The sequence below is a fragment of the Chloracidobacterium sp. genome (genome assembly GCA_016716305.1).
In the GTDB taxonomy this organism is placed as follows: Bacteria; Acidobacteriota; Blastocatellia; order Pyrinomonadales; family Pyrinomonadaceae; genus OLB17.
Genome location: JADJWP010000002.1, coordinates 3,114,690 through 3,138,206, shown reverse-complemented (window position 1 = coordinate 3,138,206; position 23,517 = coordinate 3,114,690). Strand labels below are relative to the sequence as shown.

Here is a 23,517-nt window from a genome sequence, read left to right as displayed (position 1 = left end):
TATATAAAGTGACAGTTATCAATGTTTGAAAAACTTGCTCAAATCGAAAAGAACTACGAAGAACTGACCGCTCAGATCTCATCTCCGGAGTTCATGAACGATATGTCAGCCTATGCGAAGTTGATGAAACAGCATCGCAGTTTGGGTGAGATCGTCGATAAATATCGTGAGGTCAAGAAGCTTCGAGAAGACCTTCAAGGTGCACGGGATCTGGCCGAATCGGCCGAAGATGAGGAGATGAAAGAAATGGCGTGGGGTGAGGTTGCCGAGATCGAGGCGAAACTCCCTGATGCCGAGGAGGCTTTGAAAGTACTCCTACTTCCAAAGGACCCGAATGACGAAAAGAACGTCATCCTTGAGATCCGGGCCGGCACAGGCGGTGATGAAGCGACATTGTTCGCTGCTGAAATACTCCGGATGTACGCCCGGTATGCTGAACGACAGGGCTGGAAAATGGAGATCATGGACGCTGCCGACACTGGCGTTGGCGGCATTAAAGAAGCATTTGCGATGATCGAAGGCGAAAACGTCTATTCGAAACTACGATTCGAATCGGGAGTTCATCGTGTCCAGCGTGTGCCGCAGACCGAAACGAGCGGCAGAATACATACGTCCGCCATCACTGTAGCTGTATTGCCCGAGGCCGAAGAGGTCGATATTCAGATAAATCAAAACGATCTTCGGGTCGATACTTTTTGTTCTTCGGGCCCGGGCGGCCAATCGGTGAATACGACATATTCGGCGGTTCGCTTGACCCATTTGCCTACTGGTTTGGTCGTATCGATGCAGGACGAGAAATCGCAGATCAAGAACCGTGAAAAAGCCATGCGCGTCCTGCGTGCCCGTTTACAGGAGATCGAGGAACAGAAACAGCACGACGCTCAATCAGCTGAACGAAAATCGATGGTCGGCAGCGGTGACCGGTCCGAAAAGATACGAACATACAACTTCAAGGAAAATCGTGTCACCGATCACCGTATCGGTCTGACCGTCCATCAGCTTGATCTTGTAATGGAAGGCCAACTCGATGAGTTCATCGATGCTCTTCGTACGCACTTTCAAACTGAGAAGCTAAAGGCCGAAGGAACATCCGGCTGAAAGCAAGACAGATCTTATTCGCTTGTGAGAGCACGCTCATATCTGCTCCTGATCTATTAGAACTTTAACTGTTTGTGGCCGTAACCAGACTCTATCTAATCAGACACGGACAATCGGCCGGCAACGCCGAGGGGCGGTTTGGCGGACACGGCCCGACACCACTTTCCGATCTCGGCATACGCCAAGCAGAGTACACAGCAAAAGCGATCGCGAAGGAGGGCGTTTCGGCGATCTATTCGAGCGACCTTCAGCGAGCTGTGCAGACCGCAGAAAAACTTGCCGAGATCGCCGGATTGCCAATTATTGCGACCCCTGCCTTTCGCGAACGTCACGTTGGTGTGCTTGAGGGACTTACCTTTGACGAATCGAAGGAACATCACCCGGACGATTACTACGCGCTCGTAAACCGTAGTGTCCACCATGTGATCAAAGATGGCGAAAGCTATCGGCAGTTGCTGAGCCGCTCGACCGGCGAATTATGGAACATCCTCCGTCGGCACGAAGGCGGCCGGATCGCGGTTTTTTCTCATACTGGCGCAATTTGCTTTATGACGCTGCATTTAATGGGAGCGATCCGCCGCGATACAAAACAAACGCCATGGCTCGTGACGGCAAATTGCGGCGTCAACCGGTTCGAGATCCGCGGCAGACGCAACGTCCGGGTCCTCGCGTTGAACGACACGCGTCATCTTAACGAACTTACCGGCTACGACAGTTTTGCTGCCCGCTAGAGACCGAAACCGGCTATTGACTTGGCTCGGTATATGGTCTATCAATTGTTAAATCCAAAACTTTGAGGAATCGCTATGAATAAGATGTTTGCAGTACTGGGAATCTTGATCGTGATATTTATCGGCGCGGGTAACTTATCCGCGCAGGGCGACGTCAGGTCGGCGATCGGGCTGCCGATCCCGGTCGGTGCTTCGGTCATCTGGGGCCAGGTCGAGATCAAAGGTCTTAAGCCAAAAGAGAAACGGCCGATAGTGACCGTTCTCCTTTTGGCCGAAGGGGTCGAGATCGGGCGTTCGCAACTTAACGATCAGGGGTATTACTATTTTCTTGAGAAGGCCCGAGACGGTGCGTTTCTCGTAGTTACCGTCGGGGGAACCGAGGTCGGCCGCCAGCCGATCTATTCTTCGCGAGGCGACCGTTTTGACATGGTCATCAACTGGAGCGAAGGGCTCGGCGCCGAAGGCGAACCTGGCGTCGTATCGGTCAAGGAGGCGTACGCGGGCCGGAGCGCCGAAAATAGTAAACGGTTTGACAAAGCATCGGCTGCGGCAAAAGACAAAAATACCGGCGAAGCGATCAAGATCTTCAATGAGATCGTTACCGCCGACCCGAATGACTTTGTAGCTTGGACAGAACTAGGAACACTTTATTTTGGGTCATCCAAGGCAAGCGACGCTGAAAAGGCCTATAAAAAAGCCCTGGAATTGAAACCTGACTTCGCGATCGCGTTGGTCAACCTCGGGAAATTGTATTTGAGCGAGAAAAAGATCGATCCGGCCGTCGAGACGCTCACCAAGGCCGTTGCCGCCGAGCCGAACTCGCCCGAAGCTCATCATTATTTGGGCGAGGCTTATTTGCAGGCAAGAAAAGGATCGCTCGCCGTTGGTCATCTGAATAAAGCGATCGAGCTTGCACCGGTGGCAAAGGCTGAGGTTCATCTCCGTCTGGCAACGCTTTACAATGCGGCTGGAATGAAGGATCGGGCAGTTGCCGAATACAAAGCGTTCCTCGGAAAGGTAAAGGACTATCCCGAAGCTAAAAAGATCGAGGCTTATATAAAAGAGAACTCGCCGAAATAAAACAACTCGATCTAAACGAAAAAGCGGGACGTTCGTTATGAACGTCCCGCTTTATTATGTTTCGGATGCGAATTAGAATTCGTATCTGAAAGCGAACTGCATGATCCTGGCCGATCCCTGTGTTGCGGTATAGTTACCGAACGAGGGGCTTGGCGAGCCGATAAGATCCGGATCGAGACCGAATGTCGTGTCAGCATTGCCGGTAAACTGTACCGAGTTCGTGACGTTAAAGACATCCCAGCGGATCTTGATCTTATGCTTTTCGTTCCACGGCATGTCAAACGACTTCTGCAAACCAGCATCCAGAACCGCATAGTTCGGATAGCGAGTTATGTTTCGGTCGCCTGATTCTCCCGGTCCCGGACTGCGGAAACCGCGATAAACAGCGAGCCTGTCCGTGAAAGCGTTCGGCCTGTTGTTATTCGGGCCGCCGAGTCTCGTCGGGGTCGGGACCAGTTGGCGAAGCTGAACGACCGCACTGCGGACGTTCCAGTTCGTCGGCCAGCCGGCGACATCGACAAAGAACCCGTTCGGATAACCCGTGTTCCAGCGGTAGATGGTGCTCAGCTGCCAGCCGCCCAAAAAGGCGTCGGCGACCTTGTTCATTCCGCTAAAGAACGTGCGGCCACGGCCGATCGGGATGTCCCAGATCGCGTTGACGTTAACGATGTGACGAATATCGAAATCCGACACTGAATAGTTGTCTTGCGGCCTGAGAGCATTCAGGATGAACGCACTTCCGTAAACGCCGCTGGTCTGCAGACCCGAAACATCGTCCATTGACCTTGAGAACGTGTAGTTCATGTCCCACGTAAGGCCTTTGAAACGCTGACGGATCGACAAGGTGCCACCGTGATAGTTCGAACTCGCGATCGTTCCGTAAGCCGATAGTGCGCCGTACTGGCGGTTGTAGTATAGTCTCGGACCGACGAATCGATCGAAAATATCCTGCAGAAACGTCCAGTCGTTGCCGCTGTCGTAGCAGCCGAAGAGCGGCGGCCCGGCACAGCCAGGTGTTACTGACGTAACAGCCATAAAGCCGTACGCAGCACGGGTGTTCGAGAGTCCGGCACCGAACAGAACAGCATCGATACTGCCTGCGGCATACATATTTTCAAAGAACGGCTGGTTAGGAACATTGTTGACCGGCGTTCGGTTACGGCGATGCCATTCCAAAACACCAGCTGCTTCGTTATATGTCTGACCCGATATCGGATCACGGATATCATTGGGCTGCATCACGTCACGTGCCGCCAACAGGTTATTGGCGATACGGCCGACATACGATGCTTCTGCATAAATACCCCAGCCGAACTTGCGTCCAAAGCTGACGTTCCAGGAATAGTTGATCGGCGAGACGAGGTTGTCGTCAAGCGAACCTTCGATCCTGCGCTGATCGTCGAGCGGCTGCTGAAGCGGGAAAGAAATGCTCCCAGGTATCGTGATTCCGGGCAGCGTACGGATCGCCATCGACGACCCCGTGTAAAGCGGAGCCGGGTTGGTCGTGATGTTGTAGGTATTGGCTGAGATCGTTTGGTTCGACGCGAAACCGAGACGGTTGTTGGCATCGAAGTTGACGGCCAAAGCCTGTCCGAAATAGTCGTTCGTGATGGCGAAGCCGCCGCGGATGACCGAATCGTTGTTGTTGCCAAAGATCTTGCCCAGTATTCCACCGTTGAAATTAGGCGACCATGCTGCCGAGATACGCGGCTGCCAGTTGTCCCAATCCATTGAATAGAATCCCGGTCGGTCATTTGCCGGGCCAGCCAGGACGATCTGTAGCGGTTCGGTGTAATTCTGACCCTGAGCTGCCGCTGCGACACGACGATCAAGGTATGTCTGAAGGGTTATGTTCGGCTTTGCCTGGAAGCCCTCCTGTTCATAGACCGGAGTACTGAGGCCGTAGCGCAATCCGAGATTCAATGTCAGGTTCGGGTTAATTTTCCACGAATCCTGAGCATAGAAGTCGTATTCTTCAGCAGCCCACTTACGAACTACCGGTACACCACCGGTCAATGGCTGACCGTCGATGCCGAAGTTGAAGTTAGCTCCGTACTGAGAAAGCCGCCCGATCAAGTTCGCAAGGGCACGCTGCACAGCCAGTGTGAATGAAGGTCCGACGTCAAAACCCGCACCGAGGTTGTTTACTGCCTGAGTAAGCTGAGTTCCGGCTCCGAGATAGAACGAGGAATTCGCAACGCCGTTATCGAATGCCAGCCCGAAATCGGTGCGTTCGTTCCGGATTATGCGGAAATTAACGCCAAACTGGAACGTATGGTCGCCCTTGGTCCAGTTCACATCGTTGGTGATGTTCTGTACCGGGGTGACGCGGTTAAAGGTTCGGGCGAAAAGGCTCGGCGAGAATGCGTCACGGAAAGTGATCTGGTTCTCGTTCGAGTCGCCCTGGTTCGAGAAAGCATTACGCGTCAAACCATAGCTGAACCTGTTGATCAGGTTGCTCTTGATAAGCCATGTGTAAGTTCCGGATACACGAAGCGGATGGCTCCACGTATTCGGACTCGGCGTATCAGGAAATTGAGGAGCGTTAGCGATCAGATCCTGCTGATAGTTTCCAGCGACCTGAAGCGTATGCTTCTCGTCATTTGTGATCTTCCAGGTGAAATTGGCTGTGTGAGCGTTAAGATCGACCGGAAGCGGTGCATTGAACCGATAGCCGCCGGTGTTAAGTCCGTCTCCCAACGTCGTGTTGTTCGAAGGGTATCTGGAGGCCGCCGAGGCAAATACCGCGATCGCGGCCGGATTCATGTCAACGACCGGACCCGGAGCCGAACCGCCCGGAACGACAAGTCCGTTCAATTGGGCAAGTGAAAGCGTGACCAGGCTTCCTGCACCATTAAGGTATCGGAGCTGGCCCTGGCCCATGCTGGCTAGCGGAACCAAACGGTTGACCGTTGTTTCTTTCGCTTCACGCATGCCTTCGTAGTTGTAGAAGAAGAACAAGCGATCCTTCACGATCGGGCCGCCGATCGAACCGCCGAAGAGGTTCCTGATCAGTTTCGGCCTGTCGATGCCAGATGCATTGTTGAAAAAGTTGTTCGCCGTGGTGATCGTGTTGCGGTGATATTCGAACAAGTTTCCGCGAAACTCATTGGTTCCGCTCTTGGTCAAGAAAGCGATCTGAGCGCCCGATGAGCGGCCGCGGCTCGCATCCGGATTCGACGTGGTTACGCGAAACTCTTCGATCGAGTCGGGGGTAACACGGATGACCGGCGTAAAAGCAGTACCATTCTGCTGTTCGTTCACGTCGATACCGTCGAGGGTGATGTTAGCCTGATCGCTGCGTCCGCCTGCAACCGAACCGTCGGGCGTAACCGCAGCCTGAAGACTGAGAAGGTTACCGACGTTGCGGCCCTGAAGCGGCAATTGAACGATCTGTTCGGATACAAAGTTGTTACCAAGACTTGCGTCCTGAGTGTTGATAATGTTCTCGATGCCCGCGGTAGTCACCGTGACAGTTTCGGACACCTGCCCGACTTCGAGAGTGATCGGCAACTGGGTGGTCTTATCGACCAACGCCTGGAACTCAGATGTTGCAGCCTTTTTGAAACCGGTCGATTCAACTTCGATCCGGTACATGCCCGGCGCCACCAAGTTGAATGAATAGTTTCCCTGTGAATTGGTCACGGCCGTTCGACGAGTGTTTTGGCTCGTACTGATCAGCGTAACCGTAGCTCCGGGGACCACCTCGTTCTGCTCGTTAAAGATCGTTCCGCTGATATTTGCGGTACCGGCCTGAGCAAGAACGTTCAGTCCCAACAAAGCCACCAAAACGAGGCTCAACAATGCTGAGCTGATCCCGTTTCGAAGAGTCACTTTGTGATACATAGATTCCTCCTAGCAAGTGAATTGAGAAGTTAGCATTTACCGATAAAGGCATCGGTGATTTCGCTCTGTCGTTCGAAAAGAAGTGAATGCCGACAATGTGTAAGGCAGATATTGTGCCAACAAATAACGATATGCCCGATATTGCCCGTCAAGCGGCAAAACTGGGGAAAACCCTGTCGGAACGCCTAAAAATCGGCCTGTTGTCTTCAAATTGTTCTTGGAATTGCGGACTACTTCAGTGCCGATTAAATCAGAAAACCGTCGATTATTCAAATTTTCGTAAAATATCCATATTTTTCTTTGAATTTGCGACGATCTGCTTTGCCGCCATTGCGGCCGTTCCGACGGCCGTAGCGATGGTCGGGGCGACCGGATTTGCAACGTCGCCCACAGCATAAACCCCTTCGACATTCGTGTTACCGTATCGGTCGGTGATGATGTAACCGCCGTCATCACGATCGATCGTTCCCGCGAAGATTTCCGAGTTTGGCTCGACGCCGATCCGGATGAGGATGGCATCGGCATCGACTGAAATAAAGTCGTTGGTCACCAGATCCCGACAAAGTATTTTTTCAAGATCCTCACTACCTATCAATTCTTCGACTTTCGAGTTGAACAAGAATCTTATCTTCCGATCGATCAACGCCGGCTCCGCGTATTCTGTGCGGGCGCTCAGGCTGTTTCGCCGATGCACCACGGTTACGCTCTTTGCATTCTCGCGAAGGATCAGTGCATTTTCGACCGCTGCATCACCGCCGCCAACGATCAATACATTTTTTCCCTGCACTTCGTCCTTTGCCTTCACTCCTGACTCGATGACGCCCTTACCCCTAAATCGTTCGACGCCTTTAGCATCAAGAGAGCGTCGTCTAACTCCGGTCGAAATGATGATCGCACTTGCCTCGATCCGCTCACCGTCTGCAAGCACCACGTTCAGTGGATCCGTTTCGATCTTTCGAACTTCAGTCTTACGTCGCTGCTCGAACTGAAATGAATCAGCTGTTCTGAGCATCGCTAGTCGAAGTTGCTCGCCATTCGCGGCATCGATTCCCGGATAGTTTGCGATCCGATTGTGGATCCGAAACAGCTGGCCGCCGAACTTGTCTTCGGAATCAAGCAGGATCGTCCTCAAACCCAGGTCGCAACACCAGATCGCCGATGCTATTCCCGCAGGTCCGCCGCCAACTATCACGACAGGTTTTTCAATCATCTTTAGATCCATTCGATCGAGTCTTGACACTGAATACTGCGACTTTTTGTCAATCGCGAATGCCGATTTTTGTCACAATTCCAAGTCGGGAATTCGCGTTGAACTGGTTGTGATAGATGGCCCAAAACGCGATCGAGGCAGTATTTTAGGGCCGAATCCGTAATTCGACAACAAACAGGACACTGAAATTCTTATGGCATCAATTTTGCTTCCGGATTCAACTTGAAAGTGGGTACTGCGCTTTTGTGCCCGCGCTCCCTTCTAGTTCCGTTCGGAACCAAGCACTTCGACAACTCAACAAATTTTATGAGATTAGAAACCGAATCGACCCCGGCCGCACCGCCTTTCAACGAAATTGCGGAGATCGACAGTATCCAACATCGTAACAGTTCGGAAGCCCAAGAGCATCTATCGATGGGCATCAAGGCGGCTCAGCGGGGCGACCGCGCTCAGGCCCGAGTCGCTCTCCTTCGCAGCACGGAACTTGATCCTTCAAATGAGAACGCTTGGCTCTGGCTGGCGTCGATCAGCGAGTATCCGGAAGAATTGCTGGTGTTCTTGAATAATGTCCTTGACATCAATCCTGAAAATAGCCGGGCACTGGAATGGCGGGCGGCGACCAATTCGCTTTTGGCAAAAACGTTCGTCCAACGCGGGATCGATGCAGTGGACGAAAATCAGAAAGAACACGCCTCTGACTATTTCTCGAAGGCACTCGAATACGACCAGAACAACGCTTTGGCGTGGATGTGGATGGCATCGCTTTCAGAGTCTCACGACGGGCAACTCCTTTATCTTGAAAAAGCCCTCTCGATCGAACCTGAGAACGAAGCCGCACAGAATGCTTACAGGGCGGTCCGCCGGGAGATCACGTCGCGTCATCTTGCTGATGCGAAAGCCGCGGCCGTCGCCGGACGAACTGAGGATGCAAAGAATCTGGTCGAGGCCGTACTCGAAGAAATGCCTGACTCAGAAGATGCTTGGATGCTCCGATCACACTTCGCAGACAATTTTGCCGAGAAGATCCGATCGTTCGAACGCGTACTCGAGATAAATCCCCAGAACTTTCTTGCCTCTTCGAGCCTCGAATCACTACGATCGCTCGTTGGGCCGACCGTTGAAGCTCCGTCCATCGAATCGGAAGCATCTGCATCGGTCGAGGAGCCAACAGTATTCGAAGAGAATGACAGCTTCGCGTCCGCCGAAGCGAGCCGATTTGAAAGCCACAAGATCGAGATCGAAAAAAGCCCGACGCAGGACCTGGAAATGCCAGAGGGTGCTGCCGAGGCCTTCATCGAACAAAGCGAACCCGAAATGCAGGTCGCGGCTGCAGAAGATCTCGGTCAGCATCACTACGAGCCCGAGTACACCTATGACCAGGCTCAGGAAGAGGTGCACGAACCCGTGGAAGCCGCTCCCGAGACGCCGAGCTACGAGTCGGGTGCATCACCATTCGATCAGCCGGCGGTCGATCACACGCCTGTTTCCGAGTATTCAGCCGAAACTGAATACGCAGCTTTTGACGACGCATCGATCGAAGAAACGAGGCCGAACGAAGAGCCGAAAGCCGCCGCTCATGACGACGAGCAGTCGGTGTTCCCGGCCGAAGTTCCGTTCGACCCGAGCATGACATTCTATTCGCCGACGCCGATAGTGTTCGAACCGGTAATGGAAGAATCCCAGGCTGAGGCCTCGGCGTTTGTGCAGGATGAAGACGATCCGCTGCCATTTGGCAATACTTTGATGTTCACGCTTCAGGCTGACGAACTCGACAACATCCCTGATGTAGCTGACGCCCGGGCGTCCGACGAGAACATCCCGATGCCAATGCCCGTGGCTGATGGCGACGACGCTGAAGCCATTGAGCCTGGTATTCCGATGCCGGCAGTCGAGTTTGATTCAACGCCCGTGATCGAAGCCCGCACAGGGTTTGAGACGACGATAGCTCCGCCGGCTCCGATCGAACCACAGGTCAAAGACTGTCCATTCTGTAATGGCACCAACGACGTGCATGCTATCTCTTGCCAACGCTGTATGTCGGTTCTGACTCTCTCAGACATTGAGATGCTGATCGCAAATCAGAATGCCGACAAGGGACTTGTTCGCCATGCGGTCGAGCAGATGGAATTCGAAAGAAATACCCGTGAGTTCGGCGAACAGGAGCTAACGACCCTTGGGATCGGACACTTGAATTTGCGAAACCTCGACACCGGGTTTTCTTACCTTCAGGAAGCTTCCCGTGCAAATCCGAACAACGTTATCCTTGCGGGTCAGGTCAATGCTCTTCACATCCGTCTCGAAGAGATCCGAAAACAAGTGACCCTGCACGACGGGATGGCGAAAGGAAAGAAGATACTGGTCGTTGATGATAGTCCGACGATCCGTAAGCTGATCACGGGCAAACTCGAAAAAAGCGGCCACGAGGTCTATTGCGCGTCGGACGGCGTTGATGCGATGGAACAGCTTCAGGCTCTGCAGCCCGATCTGATCCTCCTCGACATCACGATGCCAAGAATGGATGGCTATCAGGTCTGCAAGCTGATCCGCGGAAACGATGCGACCAAAGACGTCCCGGTCGTGATGATCTCTGGCAAGGACGGTTTCTTTGACAAAGTACGCGGACGGATGGCCGGCACGTCAGGATACATCACCAAACCCTTCGGACCCGAAACGCTGATGAAGGTCGTCGAAGGCTACCTTAATAACGGACACTGAGCCACTCCCAATGGAACTTTCGAATTTTGAATTAGAACTTGTTCCTCCGGGACAAACGCGTGGGCAGGCGACGTACGATGCCCCAGGAACCGCTCCCGAATCAACGTCACTTCACAAATTCGTTTCATTTGGCCTTGGATCCAAAACGTATTGTCTTCCCGCGGAACTTGTCGAAGAGGTGTCTAATCCCCTGCCGACGACGCGTCTTCCCGGAACGCCGCCGGGGGTTGCCGGTATTGCCCCGCTTCGAGGCGACATTGTTGCCGTGATCGACCTGAGAAGCCTTCTGAATGAACGGAACCTCACGACGACCAACCGTTCTAAATTCATCATTTCGCGAACCGAAGGTACGGACATGCGGGTTGCATTTCCGGTCGATCGGGTTTTCGAGATGATCGAGATCGACCTGGATCATAACATCGTTCCCGCCAATGCGACCGACACCCTTCTTTTCGGGTCAGGTGCAGTGGGCGATACGGAGTTTAACCTGATCGACCCCGATAAACTGCGGCATGTTCTTGCACAAGAACATTCCGATTAGATCCGACCGGATCGATTTTCAATTAATGGAGTATAGACACGCCGATTCTGTATTGAGCTCATTGCGCTCCCGCGTATGGCTTGCCGTTTGCGTGCTCGCCGTGATCAACTGCGTCGCCGGACTGACCGCCTACCTGGCCTCTACTTACATCTTCTCTAACCCGATGATCCCGGTCGCGGCCGGATTTGCGATCTCGATGATCGTGACCATCGCTTACGGACGGTGGCTTGCCGACGAAGTGGTCAGGCCGGTAGAGAAGGTCAATCTTGCGGCAAAGAGCCTTGAACGAAGTTCCTCGGCATCCCTGCCGGCCACAACCGGTTCGACCGAGACTGACGAGATACTCGATAGCCTGCAAAGAAGCAGCCGTCAGATGAACAACCTTCTTTCGTTGATGGAGAATGTTGCTGCCGGCAATACGAATGTCGCGGTCGAGCCGCTTGGAGAATCAGATAGGCTTAGTGCAGCTTTTCAGAAACTCGTCCTTAAGGTCACAAACTCGATCGATTCAAAGGAAGAACTTGAGAATCTGACAAGATCTTTGAAAACGATCAATGAAGATATCAAAGCGATCCGTTCCGGCAGTCTCGAACTCGAGATACAGAGCGATTCACCTTTGACCGAAGAGATCGCCGCGGCTTTCAATATACTTTTCGCCCAGAGTAAAGCGATAGCGCGGTCGATCAGGATCGATCTTAACGAAGCGGGTCACGCAATTCCCGCTGCGATCGAGAAAATGCGTCTTGGAAGCGATGCTGCCGACGCCAGTGCCGCATCGATCAACAAAACGATCGGTTTAGTAAAGGAATCGCAGGATCGAACAAAGCAATATGCGTCCGAATTGACTCCGTTTGTCTCTTCGGTCGATCGGTTCGACGCCCTTTTCGGATCGGGCCGAAACGGCACGATCGAGGTCTCGGAAAGCGTCAGTCTGCTTCGCCGGCACACCGTCGACCTCCAGCGCAAGTGGAAAAAACTTCGCGAAACGACTCAGGCTTTGCACGGAGTTGTTCGCCTCGCCGAAGACATCGCCCGGCGATCCAATCTGATCTCGCTGAATTCGTCGATCGGTGCGAACGGGCGATCCGGCGGCGATCTGGCCACGATAGCTGACGAATTCTCGGCTCTATCCGACCGTTCACTCAGGCTGCAGAAGGAGATCGTCGGCGTCAATAAATGTCTCGATCAGGACATCGAGGAGACCGATGCCTCGATCCGCGACATTGTCACATCGACGGTCGGCGTCGCCGACAACACATCGTCCGCCCTTGAATCGCTCTCGAAGATACAGCCAATGATCAGTCAGCTTTCCGATCTGCCGGGCAGGCTGGCACAAATAGCGGCCGACAATGAAAAGGACAAAGAGCACCTGCTTCGTTCTCTGACAAATTCATATTTCGAAATGGAGAGCAGCGTGGTTCTTCTACGAGAGTCTGAAGAGTCTATCCGTTTACTCGAACACTCGATTCGGTCGTCGCTTGTCGCGGCGGATGATCTCGGTTCGTTAAAGGCAGCCTCCCTTCCTTTCGGCCCGACGGACATTTCTGACACACAAGATTACTACCCTAGCCTCGATACGGTCGGCGATCCGGAGATGCTCGAGTTGCCGGGTGAAAACTAATTAAGAAAAATGGAAAACGCGCTTTGGAATTTGATCTTGAAGATCTGCTCGGTGACGGGCGGTCTGCTCTTGATCCTTGGTGCGTTTTTGTTGTTTGGTACTGAACTGGGATTGATGTCTGACCGGTCAGGCGGATTGATGGCGATCGCAGCAGCCGTGATTCTGCTATCGTTCTCGATCGTGACCATGAACCTCGCGCTGGCGAAAGCGTCTCGTGAGCTCGCTGAAGTACGGGAGGCAGCCCATGGATTGGCGGTCGGGCAGCCCTTCGACGGCCAGGCGGACAGCGAAGCCGTCGAATCATTGCGACGGACATCCGCATACTTGAAGGATAAAGCAGAGCTGATCGACCGCATCGCCGCCGGAGACATTCGCATAACCAACGCATCGCGCTCCGAGAATGACATGCTCGGCCGATCGGTCGCACGCCTCATCGAGAGTATTCGTTCGACATCCCGAACGAATGAAGACCGCGCGGCGCTTCAGAGGTCGATAGCACGGCTCACGGCAGAAGTGACCTCGATAGCAAAAGGTGACCTGACAACACAATCAGACACGCCCCAGGATGACACCGGCGGACTCGCGGAAGCGATGAACGCGATGAGCCGTGCGCTCCGCTTACGCCTTAGGCAGCTGAAGGAATCGGCGGCGCGGATCGAGACCGCCGCACGAACCGTTGGTGAGACCAATACACACCTTGAGAAAGGAAGTATCGAGAACGCAGCAGCCGCCGAGCGTGTAGCAACGGGTATCGCGAGCCTTGCTGTTCAGGTTTCTGAGGTCGCTCAAAACTCGTTCCTGGCTGAGCGGCTTTCGGGCGAAGCCACGCTCGCTGCGCAATCTGTTTTCAGCGGTTCGAAAGAAGTCCTCGACGTCGTTAACTCGATACGGCTTCAGATCCAGGAGACGGCGAAAAGGGCAAAGCGGCTTGGAGAACGTTCGCAGGAGATCAGTCAGATCGTTGCCCATATCGAAGATATTTCCGATCGGACCAGTGTTCTCGGACTTAACACTGCTCTGCAATCAGGTTCGGCCGATCGCCAAACCGGGAGTCTCTCACCATTCTCCGGCGAGATCGAACAGCTGGCAGAACGAGCATCAAAGCTCAGTCGTCAATTGTCCGGTTTGACCCAATCGATCATGCTCGAGACAAAAGAGCTTTCAGCAACCATGGATGAGACTATCCGCGAGGTGATCTCCGGATCGAAACTCACTGACAAGACCGGACGCGCAGCCGCCGAGACTGAGCGCAGCGTTGCAGAACTCGCCGTTGTTCTCAGGTCAATTACCGAATCGACCCGATATCAGGCAAAGTCGTCCGAGGAACTCTCAGCTTTAATGTCCGGTGTTTGCGAGCTAGCAAACGATCTCCTTAGAACCGCGCGAAAAGCCGGGGAAACGGGACGCACTCTTGACCAACAGTCGAATGAGCTGAGAGATGTGCTCACCGGATTTCGACTTCCGTCTGAAACGCCGATGCCGAAACCGCCCGAAGCCGAACAGCCGAAATACCTACTCTAACAAATGGAACGCGAGCAACTGCAAAACTTCCTTGATGAGGCAGAGATCATGATAAGCGGCATCCGTCGCGGAATACTGGTCTATACACAGGGCGATGCCTCGATCGCGGTCCTCGACGTTCCGGTTCAACGGATCAAGGCCCTCCGATTGGCCGCTGCCGAGGTCGGGCTCCGCGAGATCGAATCGACCTCGGCCGCACTTCAAGGTGACCTCGCGTCGATACTTAGTTATCAACAGCCGGCCTCACCGGATCGGCTCCGCTCGCTCCTGGATGGCGTTTCGACGATAGAATCGCAGATCGCGACAATTCGCATGAGTGAAGAGTCGTTCTCAGCAGGCCTCAACGAGCTTGTCGATCGTTCTTTCGGCGAACTTGATCGTTCGGCGTCTCTCGAAACCGATAGCCGCAGAAACGACATGGTGGCTGAAGCAGAGTTTGAGATCGATGCTGAATTGCTCGAAATATTTGCAGCCGAAGCCGATGAACTCATCGGAAACATCGAGGCCAATCTTGAGATTCTTTCAAAGACACCAGGTGACAAGGATGCTTTGTGGGAGATCCGCCGCAACGCTCACACATTCAAAGGATCCGCCGGCATTGTCGGGCTCAAACAACCGAGCCAGCTTGCTCACAGGATCGAAGATCTTCTCGACCAGATCCATGACACTGATCGGGTTTCGAACGATCGGATCTTCCCCGTACTTCGCGAGGCGACCGAATGCCTCAAGATGATGATCGGCGGAGATAATTCGAGCATCGTTGTCGCGGCAGTTTCCAAACTGAATGCCGATTTCGATCATCTTCTTGAGACCATCATCGAAGCCCCTGCACAACCCGAGCAGCTCACACGGCCTGTCACCGAGGCGGCAGCCGAAGTCTCGTCACAGCCGGATGCTGAAATCACGAAAAAACCGGATTCACGCGCGATCGTTCGTGTTTCGCTTGATCGGTTGGACGATATGGTCAGCGTCATTCGTGATCTCGTCGTCAGCAGGTCGATGTTCGAACAGCGACTCAAGGAATTTGACCGTCAGGTGAACGAACTGCACAATGCCGCCCGCCGCCTTCAGTCGACGAACAGTCGCTTTGAGGTCGACCTGGGTGCATCTATGCTTGAGGCCGACCGAGCACCCGGAAAGGGTTTCGGACGCCCTGCTTACCCAACAGACGGACGGTCTGTCGCGGATGCAGATCATTTCGACCCGCTTGAGTTCGATCGGTATACCGAATTTCACGAAGCTGTCCTTGAATTGTCAGAGGCTTCGGGCGATACATTCGCGATCAATTCTGCGCTTGAGACCGTAAAGGACGACCTTCAATCGTTGTTCGATAAGCAAAAACGTCTTATCGACGGTATTCAGGAAAAGATCATGCGTATCAGGCTGGTAGCCTTTGGCACGCTCAAAACGCGGCTCGAACGAGCCGTCCGCGTTACTTGCGATGACGAAAGCAAAAAGGCCGATGTTTATCTTGAGAACGGTGAACTCGAGGTCGATACTCAGATCCTTGATTTCCTTATCGAACCGCTCATGCACCTATTGAAGAATGCGGTCGTTCATGGGATCGAGTACCCCGAAACTCGCCGACTGATCGGAAAGCCTGAGGTCGGCCGGATCGACGTACGGCTCGATAACGAGGAAACCCATATCGTACTTAGGGTATCGGACGACGGCGGCGGAATCGTCACGGCTGCCTTGAAGGAAAAAGCCATCGGAAATGGGCTGATCACCGTTGAGCAAGGCGATCGAATGTCAGAACAGGAGATCCTCGACCTCATCTTCGTACCTGGCCTGACCACGGCCGAACGCCTCAATCTTAATGCTGGACGCGGCGTGGGAATGAACATCGTCAAAAAGACGATCGAATCGCGAAATGGGACGATCGCCATCGATTCGTCACCTCATCGCGGCACAACTTTTACCGTCAGAATGCCTCTTCAGCTTGGGCTTACAAAAGCGCTCTTGATCGGCACGGCGACCGACACATATGCGATCCCGATCAAGATGGTCAAACAGATAGTCGAGGTCGACCAGACGTACATTCAAGCACATGGCTCAGATCACAAGGTCGCGATCGGCGACGCGATCTACGAACTGCGTTTCATCGATGAATTTCTCGGTTTTGCCGACGAACCCGATCTCGGCACAGGCCCGATCACGGTCGTGCTGATCGAAACGGCCGACGGAATAAAGGCACTTTCGGTGCAAAAGGTCCTTAAGTCGGAAGAGATCGTCATCAAGCCTCTCGCAAAACCATTGTCCGAACTTCGTGGCGTGCTTGGCGCAGCCGTTGTGGGAAGCGGCGAATTGGCACCGATTCTCGATGTGCCATATTTCTTCGCTCGCGGGCGCCGCGAAAAACCGGTGACGGCTCTGCAGGACTCAAGATCGGAAACACTTACGATCATGGCGGTCGACGATAGTCCGAGCGTCCGTCATTTGACGTCAAAAGTGATAATGAACGCCGGATGGAATGCAATGGTCGCGAAAGACGGCATCGACGCACTTGAGTCGCTGAACAATTCAGCCAAGCTGCCCGACGTTATCCTTACTGATATCGAAATGCCGCGCATGGGCGGCTATGAATTCGTGGCCGAATTGAAAAAAGACGAACGGTTGAGACCGATCCCGGTGATCGTCATTACGTCACGCGGCGGCGATAAGCATCGTGAAAAGGCATTCGAGAATGGTGTGACGGACTACCTGGTAAAACCCTACAGCGACGCCGAACTGATCGAGAAGATCCAGACGTTGACTATGCTGGTCTGATAGTTCTTCAGACTTCGACAAAGGTCATTTTACAGGCGGACGGCTCGGACGGAGTTCGACCTTGCTAGGCAACGCCCGCTCGGGCATTGCAAGCAGGTCCATCACGACCTGTGCGATATCGGCCGGCTGGAGCTGCCACCTCTTTTCCTCGCTCGGCATATCTCCGCCGAATGCTGTATTGACACTGCCGGGGCAGATATAGCTAACCTTGATCTTATCCTGGCGGACCTCCTGCATCAGCGCTTCGCTGAAGCCGTTGAGGCCAAATTTCGACGCATTGTAAGCCGCCATCCGCGGATGGGCGTTCTGGCCGGCAAGCGAAGAGATGTTGAAGATATAACCGCCTCCGCGGCTCTTGAGCATTGGTATAGCGTAATGACAGGCGTAAAACACGCCATAAAGATTCGTTTCGATGGTCTGCCGAAACTCCTCGCCCGAAAGCTCTTCGACCGTCTTCCCGAAATAGCCGATGCCGGCGTTATTGACCAGAATATCGAGCCCGCCGAAAACGCGTTCGCACTCGGCAAGCATCATCCTTACCTGTTCCTCGCTCCGAACGTCGCACACCTCGCCGGCCGCTTCGCCCTTCTGCGAAAGCCGTTCGAGCGCATGCTTAAGGTCGCCCTTGTCGCGGCCGCAGATGAAAACGCGTGCGCCGGCATCGAGCAAACCCTCGGCAACAGCGTAACCGATCCCTTTCGTCCCGCCGGTGACTAAGCAGACCTTGTTCTCAAGTTTCATTACTTGTCTTTAAGATAGAAAACCGGGCCCCTCTTTCGATGAAGTTCCTTCCAGACAAAAGTGAGATCCCCATTCTCATCGCGTTCGGCGATCTTGAATGTAAGCAAAAGATCCATCTCGCCGAGAGTGACTGAGATCCCGCGTCGGTAACCGTAAGCGACGATACGGAGCCCGTAAACCTTCCCGACCCGCGGCCACGTCGAGGTCGTGTAACGAAACCCGCCGTCGCTGATTCCGGGGGCCAACCTTTTGCCGATCTCGACCACCTCATCAGCCGATTTCGCCCGAACGAAACTCGCGAGGAAAGGCATTCCGGGTGTTTCTGCCGTAACAGAAGCAATGTCTTCAGTTTGGAGTTGAGTAAAGATCAGGTGCGAGGTTGCCGCAGTGCCAATGATCTTCCCCTCAGTGTAGGAAATATCCGCAAGCCAGGTTCCCAGTGTTTTCTCGCGGAAAGAAAAAGTTGACGTTTGCCAAAATATCGCTTGCCTTTCTTCTTCTACAACGACCAATTCGTCGGCAAGCGGGTCTTTTTCTGGTCCATCGCCAAGAAGTTTAAAGACGCCGGTTTTGCGGGTTTTGAGGAACGCTGCGTAATCGCTCTCTACCTCAGGAGATATTTCCAGTCTCGCCTTTAACTCCTTTGGAATCGGAACCAGTGGCCGACTATACGAGTAACCAAGCCCTTCCCCCGTACGAAACGGCCCTTTGATTCGGCGCAGATAATCGCTCATCTGCCGTGCGATCTCGGCCCTATCAGCAATTTCCTGTCCCGGCCTGCGCTGCGGAGTCCCTTGGGCAGTGGCGAGCGTTGCTGAAAAGAACGTCGCCCCAAAAGCTGCACCAATTGCTAAACAGGCGGTCCGAAAGGATCCCGAGCGAAGCCTATCGAGAGAAACCGACATTTACTCCTCCACGTTTGAAATTCCCATAGCGCTTTACCGGCGTTGCCCTATTATACCTGCCGTTGTCAAGACGGATCAGAGAGCCTTCTTCAGCAGCTCATTGACGACCTTTGGGTTTGCCTTTCCCTGCGACGCCTTCATCACTTGGCCGACAAAGAACCCGAAGAGCTTTTCGTTTCCTCCGCGGTATGCCGCGACCTGTGCCTCATTTGCGGCGATCACTTCTTCGACGATCTTCGCGATCGCACCCTCATCCGAGACCTGCTCGAATCCCTTCTCGTCAATAATGCCGACAGGAGGTTTTCCGCTCACAAACATCTCGACCAATACCTCTTTTGCCTGATTATTATTGATCGAACCGGCTTCAACCGTTTTTATCAGCTCAGCCAGATCTTCTGCGGAAACGAGGCATTCGGCAACGCTTTTGCCCGAGTTGTTCAATTCGCGGGTAAACTCGCCCAACACCCAGTTCGCCGCAATTTTTGGACTTGAACTGAGCCTAGCAGTCGTCTCGAAGAATTCCGCAAGTTCCCGCTCGGCGACCAACTGCGAGGCGTCAGCGTAGCTCAATCCGTAGACCTCGATGAACCGGTCACGCATATTGTCAGGCAATTCCGGCATGGATCGACGGACGGCATCGACAAACTCCTGCGAGACCTTTAACGGCTGAAGGTCGGGTTCTGGAAAGTAGCGGTAATCGTGGGCGTCCTCTTTCGACCGCATTATCCTTGTCTCGTTTGCCTGTTCGTTCCAAAGCCGTGTTTCCTGCCGGACTCCCTCGCCCGATTCGTGCGCCGCGATCTGCCGTTCGATCTCAAACTCGATCGCCTTCTGCATAAAGCGGACGGAATTCAGATTCTTTAGTTCGACCTTGTTGTTGTAACCGGTTTCACCCACCTTTCGAACAGAAACGTTTGCCTCGCACCGCAGATTGCCTTTTTCCATATCGGCGTCGCTCGCACCGACCCATTGCAGCACGCGGCGTACATGATTGACATAATCGTACGCCTGCCAGGACGTTCGAAAATCGGGAGAGGTAACGATCTCGCCCAACGGCGTTCCGGCCCGATTGAGGTCGACGTAAGAATACTTGTCGGTATCGGGCAATCCTTCGTGAACGTTCTTACCTGCGTCTTCCTCTAGGTGCATCCGCTCGATGTGGATCGTCATCGGTTTCCAGTCTTTCGCATGGCCATGATCGTCACGCTCTGCGGTCATAATTTTCAATTGGCCATTTGCCGAGAACGGACGATCGTACTGCGATATCTGGTACCCCTTGGGCAGGTCCGGATAGAAGTAGTTCTTGCGGGCAAATATCGAGGTCTCTTGGATCTCGAGGCCCAAAGCCAATGCCGCTCGGGCACCGAGTTCGATCACACGGCGATTCAGCACCGGCAATGCACCTGGCAGTCCGAGGCAAACGGGGCACGTGTTCGTATTGGGCTCTCCGCCGACCTCCACCCTGCAGCCGCAAAAGATCTTTGTCTCCGTTGCCAGCTGCGTGTGGATCTCCATTCCTATTACTGCTTCCCAACCGTTCTTCATAGACATTTACTCGACTGTCCGAACAAAAAAAGTGCGGATCGACCTCAATCATAATCCGCACCGGGCTTAAATCAAAATTTCAGTTGTCCACTACCTTCGGAACCTGAATGCCGGCCGCGGCCTCGTGTTTCTCAGGCTCCAAACATAACTTGAACGGCCGCCCGGTTCATAGATAACCCCGCCCGGAGTTGCCCGATAAATCACTTGATTCCTATAATTTGGCCATCGTTGGTTGTTCCATCGATTGCCGTAATACGTATAGCCATAGATCGGCCTCGAACCATAATTCCCATCAACGACCAGATACTGCTGCTGGCTGGCTATTGAAAATCCTGCAGCCTGCTTTCTCTCAAACTCTGCCTGTTCCCGCAACAAACGGTCATTTCTAAGCCTCGCCGACAGTTCTTGTGATTCCCGAGCGTCCTGATCTCTTTGACGTTCAAGTTCCTCAGGCGATGGCAATCCGAGTTTCTGGTAGTTTTCACGATAGTCCTGTTCGGCCTTTAGCCTGATGGAACGATATTTCTCAAGATCGGCATTGGTAACGGTCTTTGGCTGCCCAACACCGCCGATCGCGGCTAGCATCAAAACTCCGAATGCATACAACACAGCTTTCTTCATGTATCGAAACCTCATTATCCCTTCGATGTTATCACGCAGTCGACCATTGCAGATGAAAAATCAAATGGAAACATGCCCAGGATCTTCGTTGAAAAATATGTTCGGTTCTTTATGGTCACTTTAAAAACCAAAGCTCAGCCCGACACGCCCGTTTCGTCCGGCCGTACGAAAGCCGTTTTCGTAATAACCGTTGTCGAAAACGTTTTCGAGAGTTCCGAAAAGCCGAAGGTCAAACTTATCATTTTTCAATTTGAACGTATATCCCGCTGTCAGGTCGCCGCGCCGATTGCCGTCAAACCGATAAACGTATGTTGAGAACGTCGAATTGCTGAATATCGGGGCGAGATACGACGACGAAACGAGCAGATCGAAATTGACCCAGAAACGTTCGAACCTTTGCGTCGCAACAAGCGTGAACTGATGCTCCGGAATGCCAAGTGTTTCAATGACGCCGCTTCCCGTCACTTGAGGCTGGCGTTGCAGACTTTTTGTCAGCGTGTACGAACCGAAAAGCTCGGTCGAGGCGGTCGGAGCGAACCGGCCGCTAAACTCGCCGCCGCGGGCAATACCGCCTTTCTGGTTGATGTAGCCGCCGAAGGGCCGCGTTGTCGTGCCGATGTCGGGCACTATGTTGCCGTAGCCGATCGTATTGGTAAGCTGGGTATAAAAATAGACCGCCGAGAGCCGAACGCGGTCGCCTGCGATGCTTTGCTCGATGCCGCCGTCGTAGGCGATGGACCGCTCGGGTTTGAGTCCCGGATCGCCGAGAGCGACGAATCGAGGCGTGCCGAACGAGCTAAAAAAGGTCCCAAAACGCTCGTAAAGCGATGGAACGCGATAGCCGGTGCCGACGTGTGCACGGAGCTTCGTCCCGCTCGACCGGAAAAAGTACGAGGCCGCTCCGTCGAAAGTAACGGCGGCCGGAATGTCCGAAACTGCAACGCCCGAATACGGCGCATTCGCAAGGCTGAACCGCGGCGTGCCGAGCCCGAAAACTTGCGCCCGGAAGCCGCCTGCGATCTGAAGCCGGTCGTCGAAAAGACTCACCAGGTCGCGGGCAAAGAGCGTGCTGCTCTGCTGCGTAACACGCGTATCAAAGTTGCCCGAGCCGCTCGGCGTAAACCCTTCGTTGCCGAACTTCTCGTGCTCAAACTCATAGCCGAACTTGATGTCTTGATTGCTCGGCGTCCAATTGATCGCGGCGTTCGCCGTTTGGATAATGCCGTCGAAAACCGAGGTCGAGGCCGATTGGAATCCGACGCCAAGCAGGCCGTTCTCGTTCTTACGCGACGTGCGAAGCCCCGAGTAATTCGCCGTAAAGCTCATATCCGGCCGCAGGATCTGCGTCAGCGAAACATGGCCGAGGAAGAACTGCGACTTCTGCACGGCGTCCGGGTCGTCGGCATCGGGTACCAAGTTGACGCCCGCCGCGGCGTCGATGATTCCGCGGTTCGTGGCCGGCGGCGTGCCGAACGTGTCCGGGTTCGAGTTCAGCCGCACGTAAGCATCCGAAACAAAAAAGCGGCCGGAGATATTCGTATTTGCGGTCGGCTGAAAGAGCAGCCGGCTTTGAAAATTCGTGTTGAAGGCGTCGTCGTTGCCGTCAATGCCTTTGGTGTAGGCCGTACGGGCAAGGGCGATGTTGAAGCCGAACTTGCCGTCCCGCGTGCCGTCAGAAAAATTACCGCGAAAGCGTTGCAGCCCGAGTCCTCCGGCAGCGTAGGAAAGCTGTCCGTTCGGGCTGGCCTTCGGGTTAGGCGTAATGAAATTGACCGTTCCGCCGATGGCGTTCGTCCCGTAAAGCGAGCTCCCCGAGCCGCGAAGCACCTCGACGCTTGAAACGCTCGTCAGCGTCAGGTCGCTCAAGAAAGGCGTCGCGTCGCCGGTGATCGCCGAGGCATCGCGGAGCCGCACGCCATCAATCAGCACGGCCGTGTCCTGATTGCGGAGACCGCGTGTCTTGATGTTCGCCGTCCGGCCAAATCCGCCGAGCTGCTGAATGCGAAAACCGGGGATCGAACGCAGCGACTCGACCAGCGAAAAATCCGCCCGCTCCCGCATCTCCTGCCCGCTGATGACGTTCACGGTCTTGGAAACTTCATCGATCGGCTGAGGTGAATCCGCTGCGATCTGTACGGACTCGCGTATTGAGAGCTGCGAACTGAAAACAGCATAGGTTTCCATCGACAAGGTTAGATCGAGCGTCGTCGTTGAGCCCGCGGTTACAACGGAACTCGGGACATAAGCGATACCCTTTCCCCGCTCTCCTTCGGCAGTGACCATGTAGCTTCCGGCCCGAAGCGTTTCAAACTTATAAAAGCCATTCTCATCGGTCACCGCCCTATACGTAATGTTGCCCGCCGGATCGTGAATCGTCGCACGAACTTCAGCACCGACAACAGGCTTTCCTTCCTGACGAACGACCCCAGACATCCCTCCCGTATTCTGTGCGTAGGCACCCACGGAAGCAATACCCGTTAATAAACACGTTAAAATAAATCGCATTTTTTCCTCTTCTGCCCACACGCAGAATGGTTCATAAGCCGAGGCATCCGGGCAAAGTTCCAGACTCC

The 23,517-nt window shown here is 53.9% G+C and carries 15 protein-coding genes; 8 read left to right on the top strand and 7 right to left on the bottom strand.

Going from position 1 to position 23,517, the window contains the following annotated elements; translation table 11 throughout:
* Positions 1-21 precede the first annotated feature (21 nt).
* The 3 genes from prfA (at position 22) to IPM28_16215 (ending at position 2,909) form a co-directional block, all read left to right on the top strand.
* A complete protein-coding gene (gene prfA / locus IPM28_16225; protein MBK9174531.1) occupies positions 22-1,098 on the top strand; it encodes a peptide chain release factor 1 in 1,077 nt (358 codons plus the stop codon).
* A gap of 74 nt (positions 1,099-1,172) precedes the next feature.
* Positions 1,173-1,829 (top strand): histidine phosphatase family protein, encoded by a 657-nt coding sequence (locus IPM28_16220; GenBank protein ID MBK9174530.1) that lies wholly within the window; start codon positions 1,173-1,175, stop codon positions 1,827-1,829.
* Between the two features lie 75 nt (positions 1,830-1,904).
* Positions 1,905-2,909: a tetratricopeptide repeat protein gene (locus IPM28_16215; protein MBK9174529.1), complete on the top strand. Its 1,005-nt coding sequence runs from the start codon at positions 1,905-1,907 to the stop codon at positions 2,907-2,909.
* A 72-nt stretch (positions 2,910-2,981) separates the two neighbouring features.
* Here IPM28_16215 and IPM28_16210 read toward each other — a convergent pair whose 3' ends face one another.
* The gene (locus tag IPM28_16210) at positions 2,982-6,755 is read right to left on the bottom strand and encodes a TonB-dependent receptor (GenBank protein MBK9174528.1); all 3,774 of its coding nucleotides are present in this window, start codon (positions 6,753-6,755) and stop codon (positions 2,982-2,984) included.
* A 265-nt stretch (positions 6,756-7,020) separates the two neighbouring features.
* On the bottom strand, positions 7,021-7,965 hold the full coding sequence (locus tag IPM28_16205; GenBank protein MBK9174527.1) for an NAD(P)/FAD-dependent oxidoreductase: 945 nt from the start codon (positions 7,963-7,965) through the stop codon (positions 7,021-7,023).
* A 2,334-nt stretch (positions 7,966-10,299) separates the two neighbouring features.
* Here IPM28_16205 and IPM28_16200 point away from each other — a divergent pair.
* From IPM28_16200 to IPM28_16180, 5 genes are read left to right on the top strand one after another with little or no spacing between them, the layout of a single operon-like run.
* Positions 10,300-10,680: a response regulator gene (locus IPM28_16200; GenBank protein MBK9174526.1), complete on the top strand. Its 381-nt coding sequence runs from the start codon at positions 10,300-10,302 to the stop codon at positions 10,678-10,680.
* A gap of 10 nt (positions 10,681-10,690) precedes the next feature.
* Positions 10,691-11,221 carry a purine-binding chemotaxis protein CheW gene (locus tag IPM28_16195; GenBank protein MBK9174525.1) on the top strand — a complete coding sequence of 177 codons (531 nt, stop codon included), beginning with the start codon at positions 10,691-10,693 and terminating at the stop codon, positions 11,219-11,221.
* 25 nt (positions 11,222-11,246) lie between these two features.
* The gene (locus tag IPM28_16190) at positions 11,247-12,842 is read left to right on the top strand and encodes a methyl-accepting chemotaxis protein (GenBank protein ID MBK9174524.1); all 1,596 of its coding nucleotides are present in this window, start codon (positions 11,247-11,249) and stop codon (positions 12,840-12,842) included.
* Between the two features lie 9 nt (positions 12,843-12,851).
* Entirely contained in the window at positions 12,852-14,363 is a 1,512-nt protein-coding gene (locus tag IPM28_16185; GenBank protein ID MBK9174523.1) for a methyl-accepting chemotaxis protein, read from the top strand.
* 3 nt (positions 14,364-14,366) lie between these two features.
* Positions 14,367-17,132 carry a response regulator gene (locus tag IPM28_16180; protein MBK9174522.1) on the top strand — a complete coding sequence of 922 codons (2,766 nt, stop codon included), beginning with the start codon at positions 14,367-14,369 and terminating at the stop codon, positions 17,130-17,132.
* Between the two features lie 24 nt (positions 17,133-17,156).
* On the opposite strand, the gene IPM28_16175 is transcribed toward IPM28_16180, so the two are convergent.
* The 5 genes from IPM28_16175 to IPM28_16155 all read right to left on the bottom strand — a co-directional run bounded on the left by IPM28_16175 (position 17,157) and on the right by IPM28_16155 (position 23,449).
* Positions 17,157-17,873: an SDR family oxidoreductase gene (locus IPM28_16175; protein MBK9174521.1), complete on the bottom strand. Its 717-nt coding sequence runs from the start codon at positions 17,871-17,873 to the stop codon at positions 17,157-17,159.
* A complete protein-coding gene (locus IPM28_16170; protein MBK9174520.1) occupies positions 17,873-18,778 on the bottom strand; it encodes a hypothetical protein in 906 nt (301 codons plus the stop codon). The genes IPM28_16175 and IPM28_16170 overlap by 1 nt, the downstream gene beginning before the upstream one ends.
* A gap of 75 nt (positions 18,779-18,853) precedes the next feature.
* The gene (gatB, locus tag IPM28_16165) at positions 18,854-20,329 is read right to left on the bottom strand and encodes an Asp-tRNA(Asn)/Glu-tRNA(Gln) amidotransferase subunit GatB (protein ID MBK9174519.1); all 1,476 of its coding nucleotides are present in this window, start codon (positions 20,327-20,329) and stop codon (positions 18,854-18,856) included.
* Between the two features lie 84 nt (positions 20,330-20,413).
* Positions 20,414-20,959, bottom strand: a complete 546-nt coding sequence (locus IPM28_16160) for a hypothetical protein (protein MBK9174518.1) — start codon at positions 20,957-20,959, stop codon at positions 20,414-20,416.
* Positions 20,960-21,064: 105 nt separating this feature from the next.
* Complete coding sequence (locus IPM28_16155; GenBank protein MBK9174517.1) at positions 21,065-23,449, bottom strand: TonB-dependent receptor; 2,385 nt, start codon at positions 23,447-23,449, stop codon at positions 21,065-21,067.
* Positions 23,450-23,517 lie beyond the last annotated feature (68 nt).

What these genes read in the sequence shown, in the direction of transcription:
- prfA (MBK9174531.1), top strand. Translation starts at nt 22, where the DNA reads ATGTTTGAAAAACTTGCTCAAATCGAAAAGAACTACGAAGAACTGACC.
- IPM28_16215 (MBK9174529.1), top strand. Translation starts at nt 1,905, where the DNA reads ATGAATAAGATGTTTGCAGTACTGGGAATCTTGATCGTGATATTTATC.
- IPM28_16210 (MBK9174528.1), bottom strand. Translation starts at nt 6,755, where the DNA reads ATGTATCACAAAGTGACTCTTCGAAACGGGATCAGCTCAGCATTGTTG.
- IPM28_16205 (MBK9174527.1), bottom strand. Translation starts at nt 7,965, where the DNA reads ATGATTGAAAAACCTGTCGTGATAGTTGGCGGCGGACCTGCGGGAATA.
- IPM28_16200 (MBK9174526.1), top strand. Translation starts at nt 10,300, where the DNA reads ATGGCGAAAGGAAAGAAGATACTGGTCGTTGATGATAGTCCGACGATC.
- IPM28_16195 (MBK9174525.1), top strand. Translation starts at nt 10,691, where the DNA reads ATGGAACTTTCGAATTTTGAATTAGAACTTGTTCCTCCGGGACAAACG.
- IPM28_16190 (MBK9174524.1), top strand. Translation starts at nt 11,247, where the DNA reads ATGGAGTATAGACACGCCGATTCTGTATTGAGCTCATTGCGCTCCCGC.
- IPM28_16185 (MBK9174523.1), top strand. Translation starts at nt 12,852, where the DNA reads ATGGAAAACGCGCTTTGGAATTTGATCTTGAAGATCTGCTCGGTGACG.
- IPM28_16180 (MBK9174522.1), top strand. Translation starts at nt 14,367, where the DNA reads ATGGAACGCGAGCAACTGCAAAACTTCCTTGATGAGGCAGAGATCATG.
- IPM28_16175 (MBK9174521.1), bottom strand. Translation starts at nt 17,873, where the DNA reads ATGAAACTTGAGAACAAGGTCTGCTTAGTCACCGGCGGGACGAAAGGG.
- IPM28_16170 (MBK9174520.1), bottom strand. Translation starts at nt 18,778, where the DNA reads ATGTCGGTTTCTCTCGATAGGCTTCGCTCGGGATCCTTTCGGACCGCC.
- gatB (MBK9174519.1), bottom strand. Translation starts at nt 20,329, where the DNA reads ATGTCTATGAAGAACGGTTGGGAAGCAGTAATAGGAATGGAGATCCAC.
- IPM28_16160 (MBK9174518.1), bottom strand. Translation starts at nt 20,959, where the DNA reads ATGAGGTTTCGATACATGAAGAAAGCTGTGTTGTATGCATTCGGAGTT.
- IPM28_16155 (MBK9174517.1), bottom strand. Translation starts at nt 23,449, where the DNA reads ATGCGATTTATTTTAACGTGTTTATTAACGGGTATTGCTTCCGTGGGT.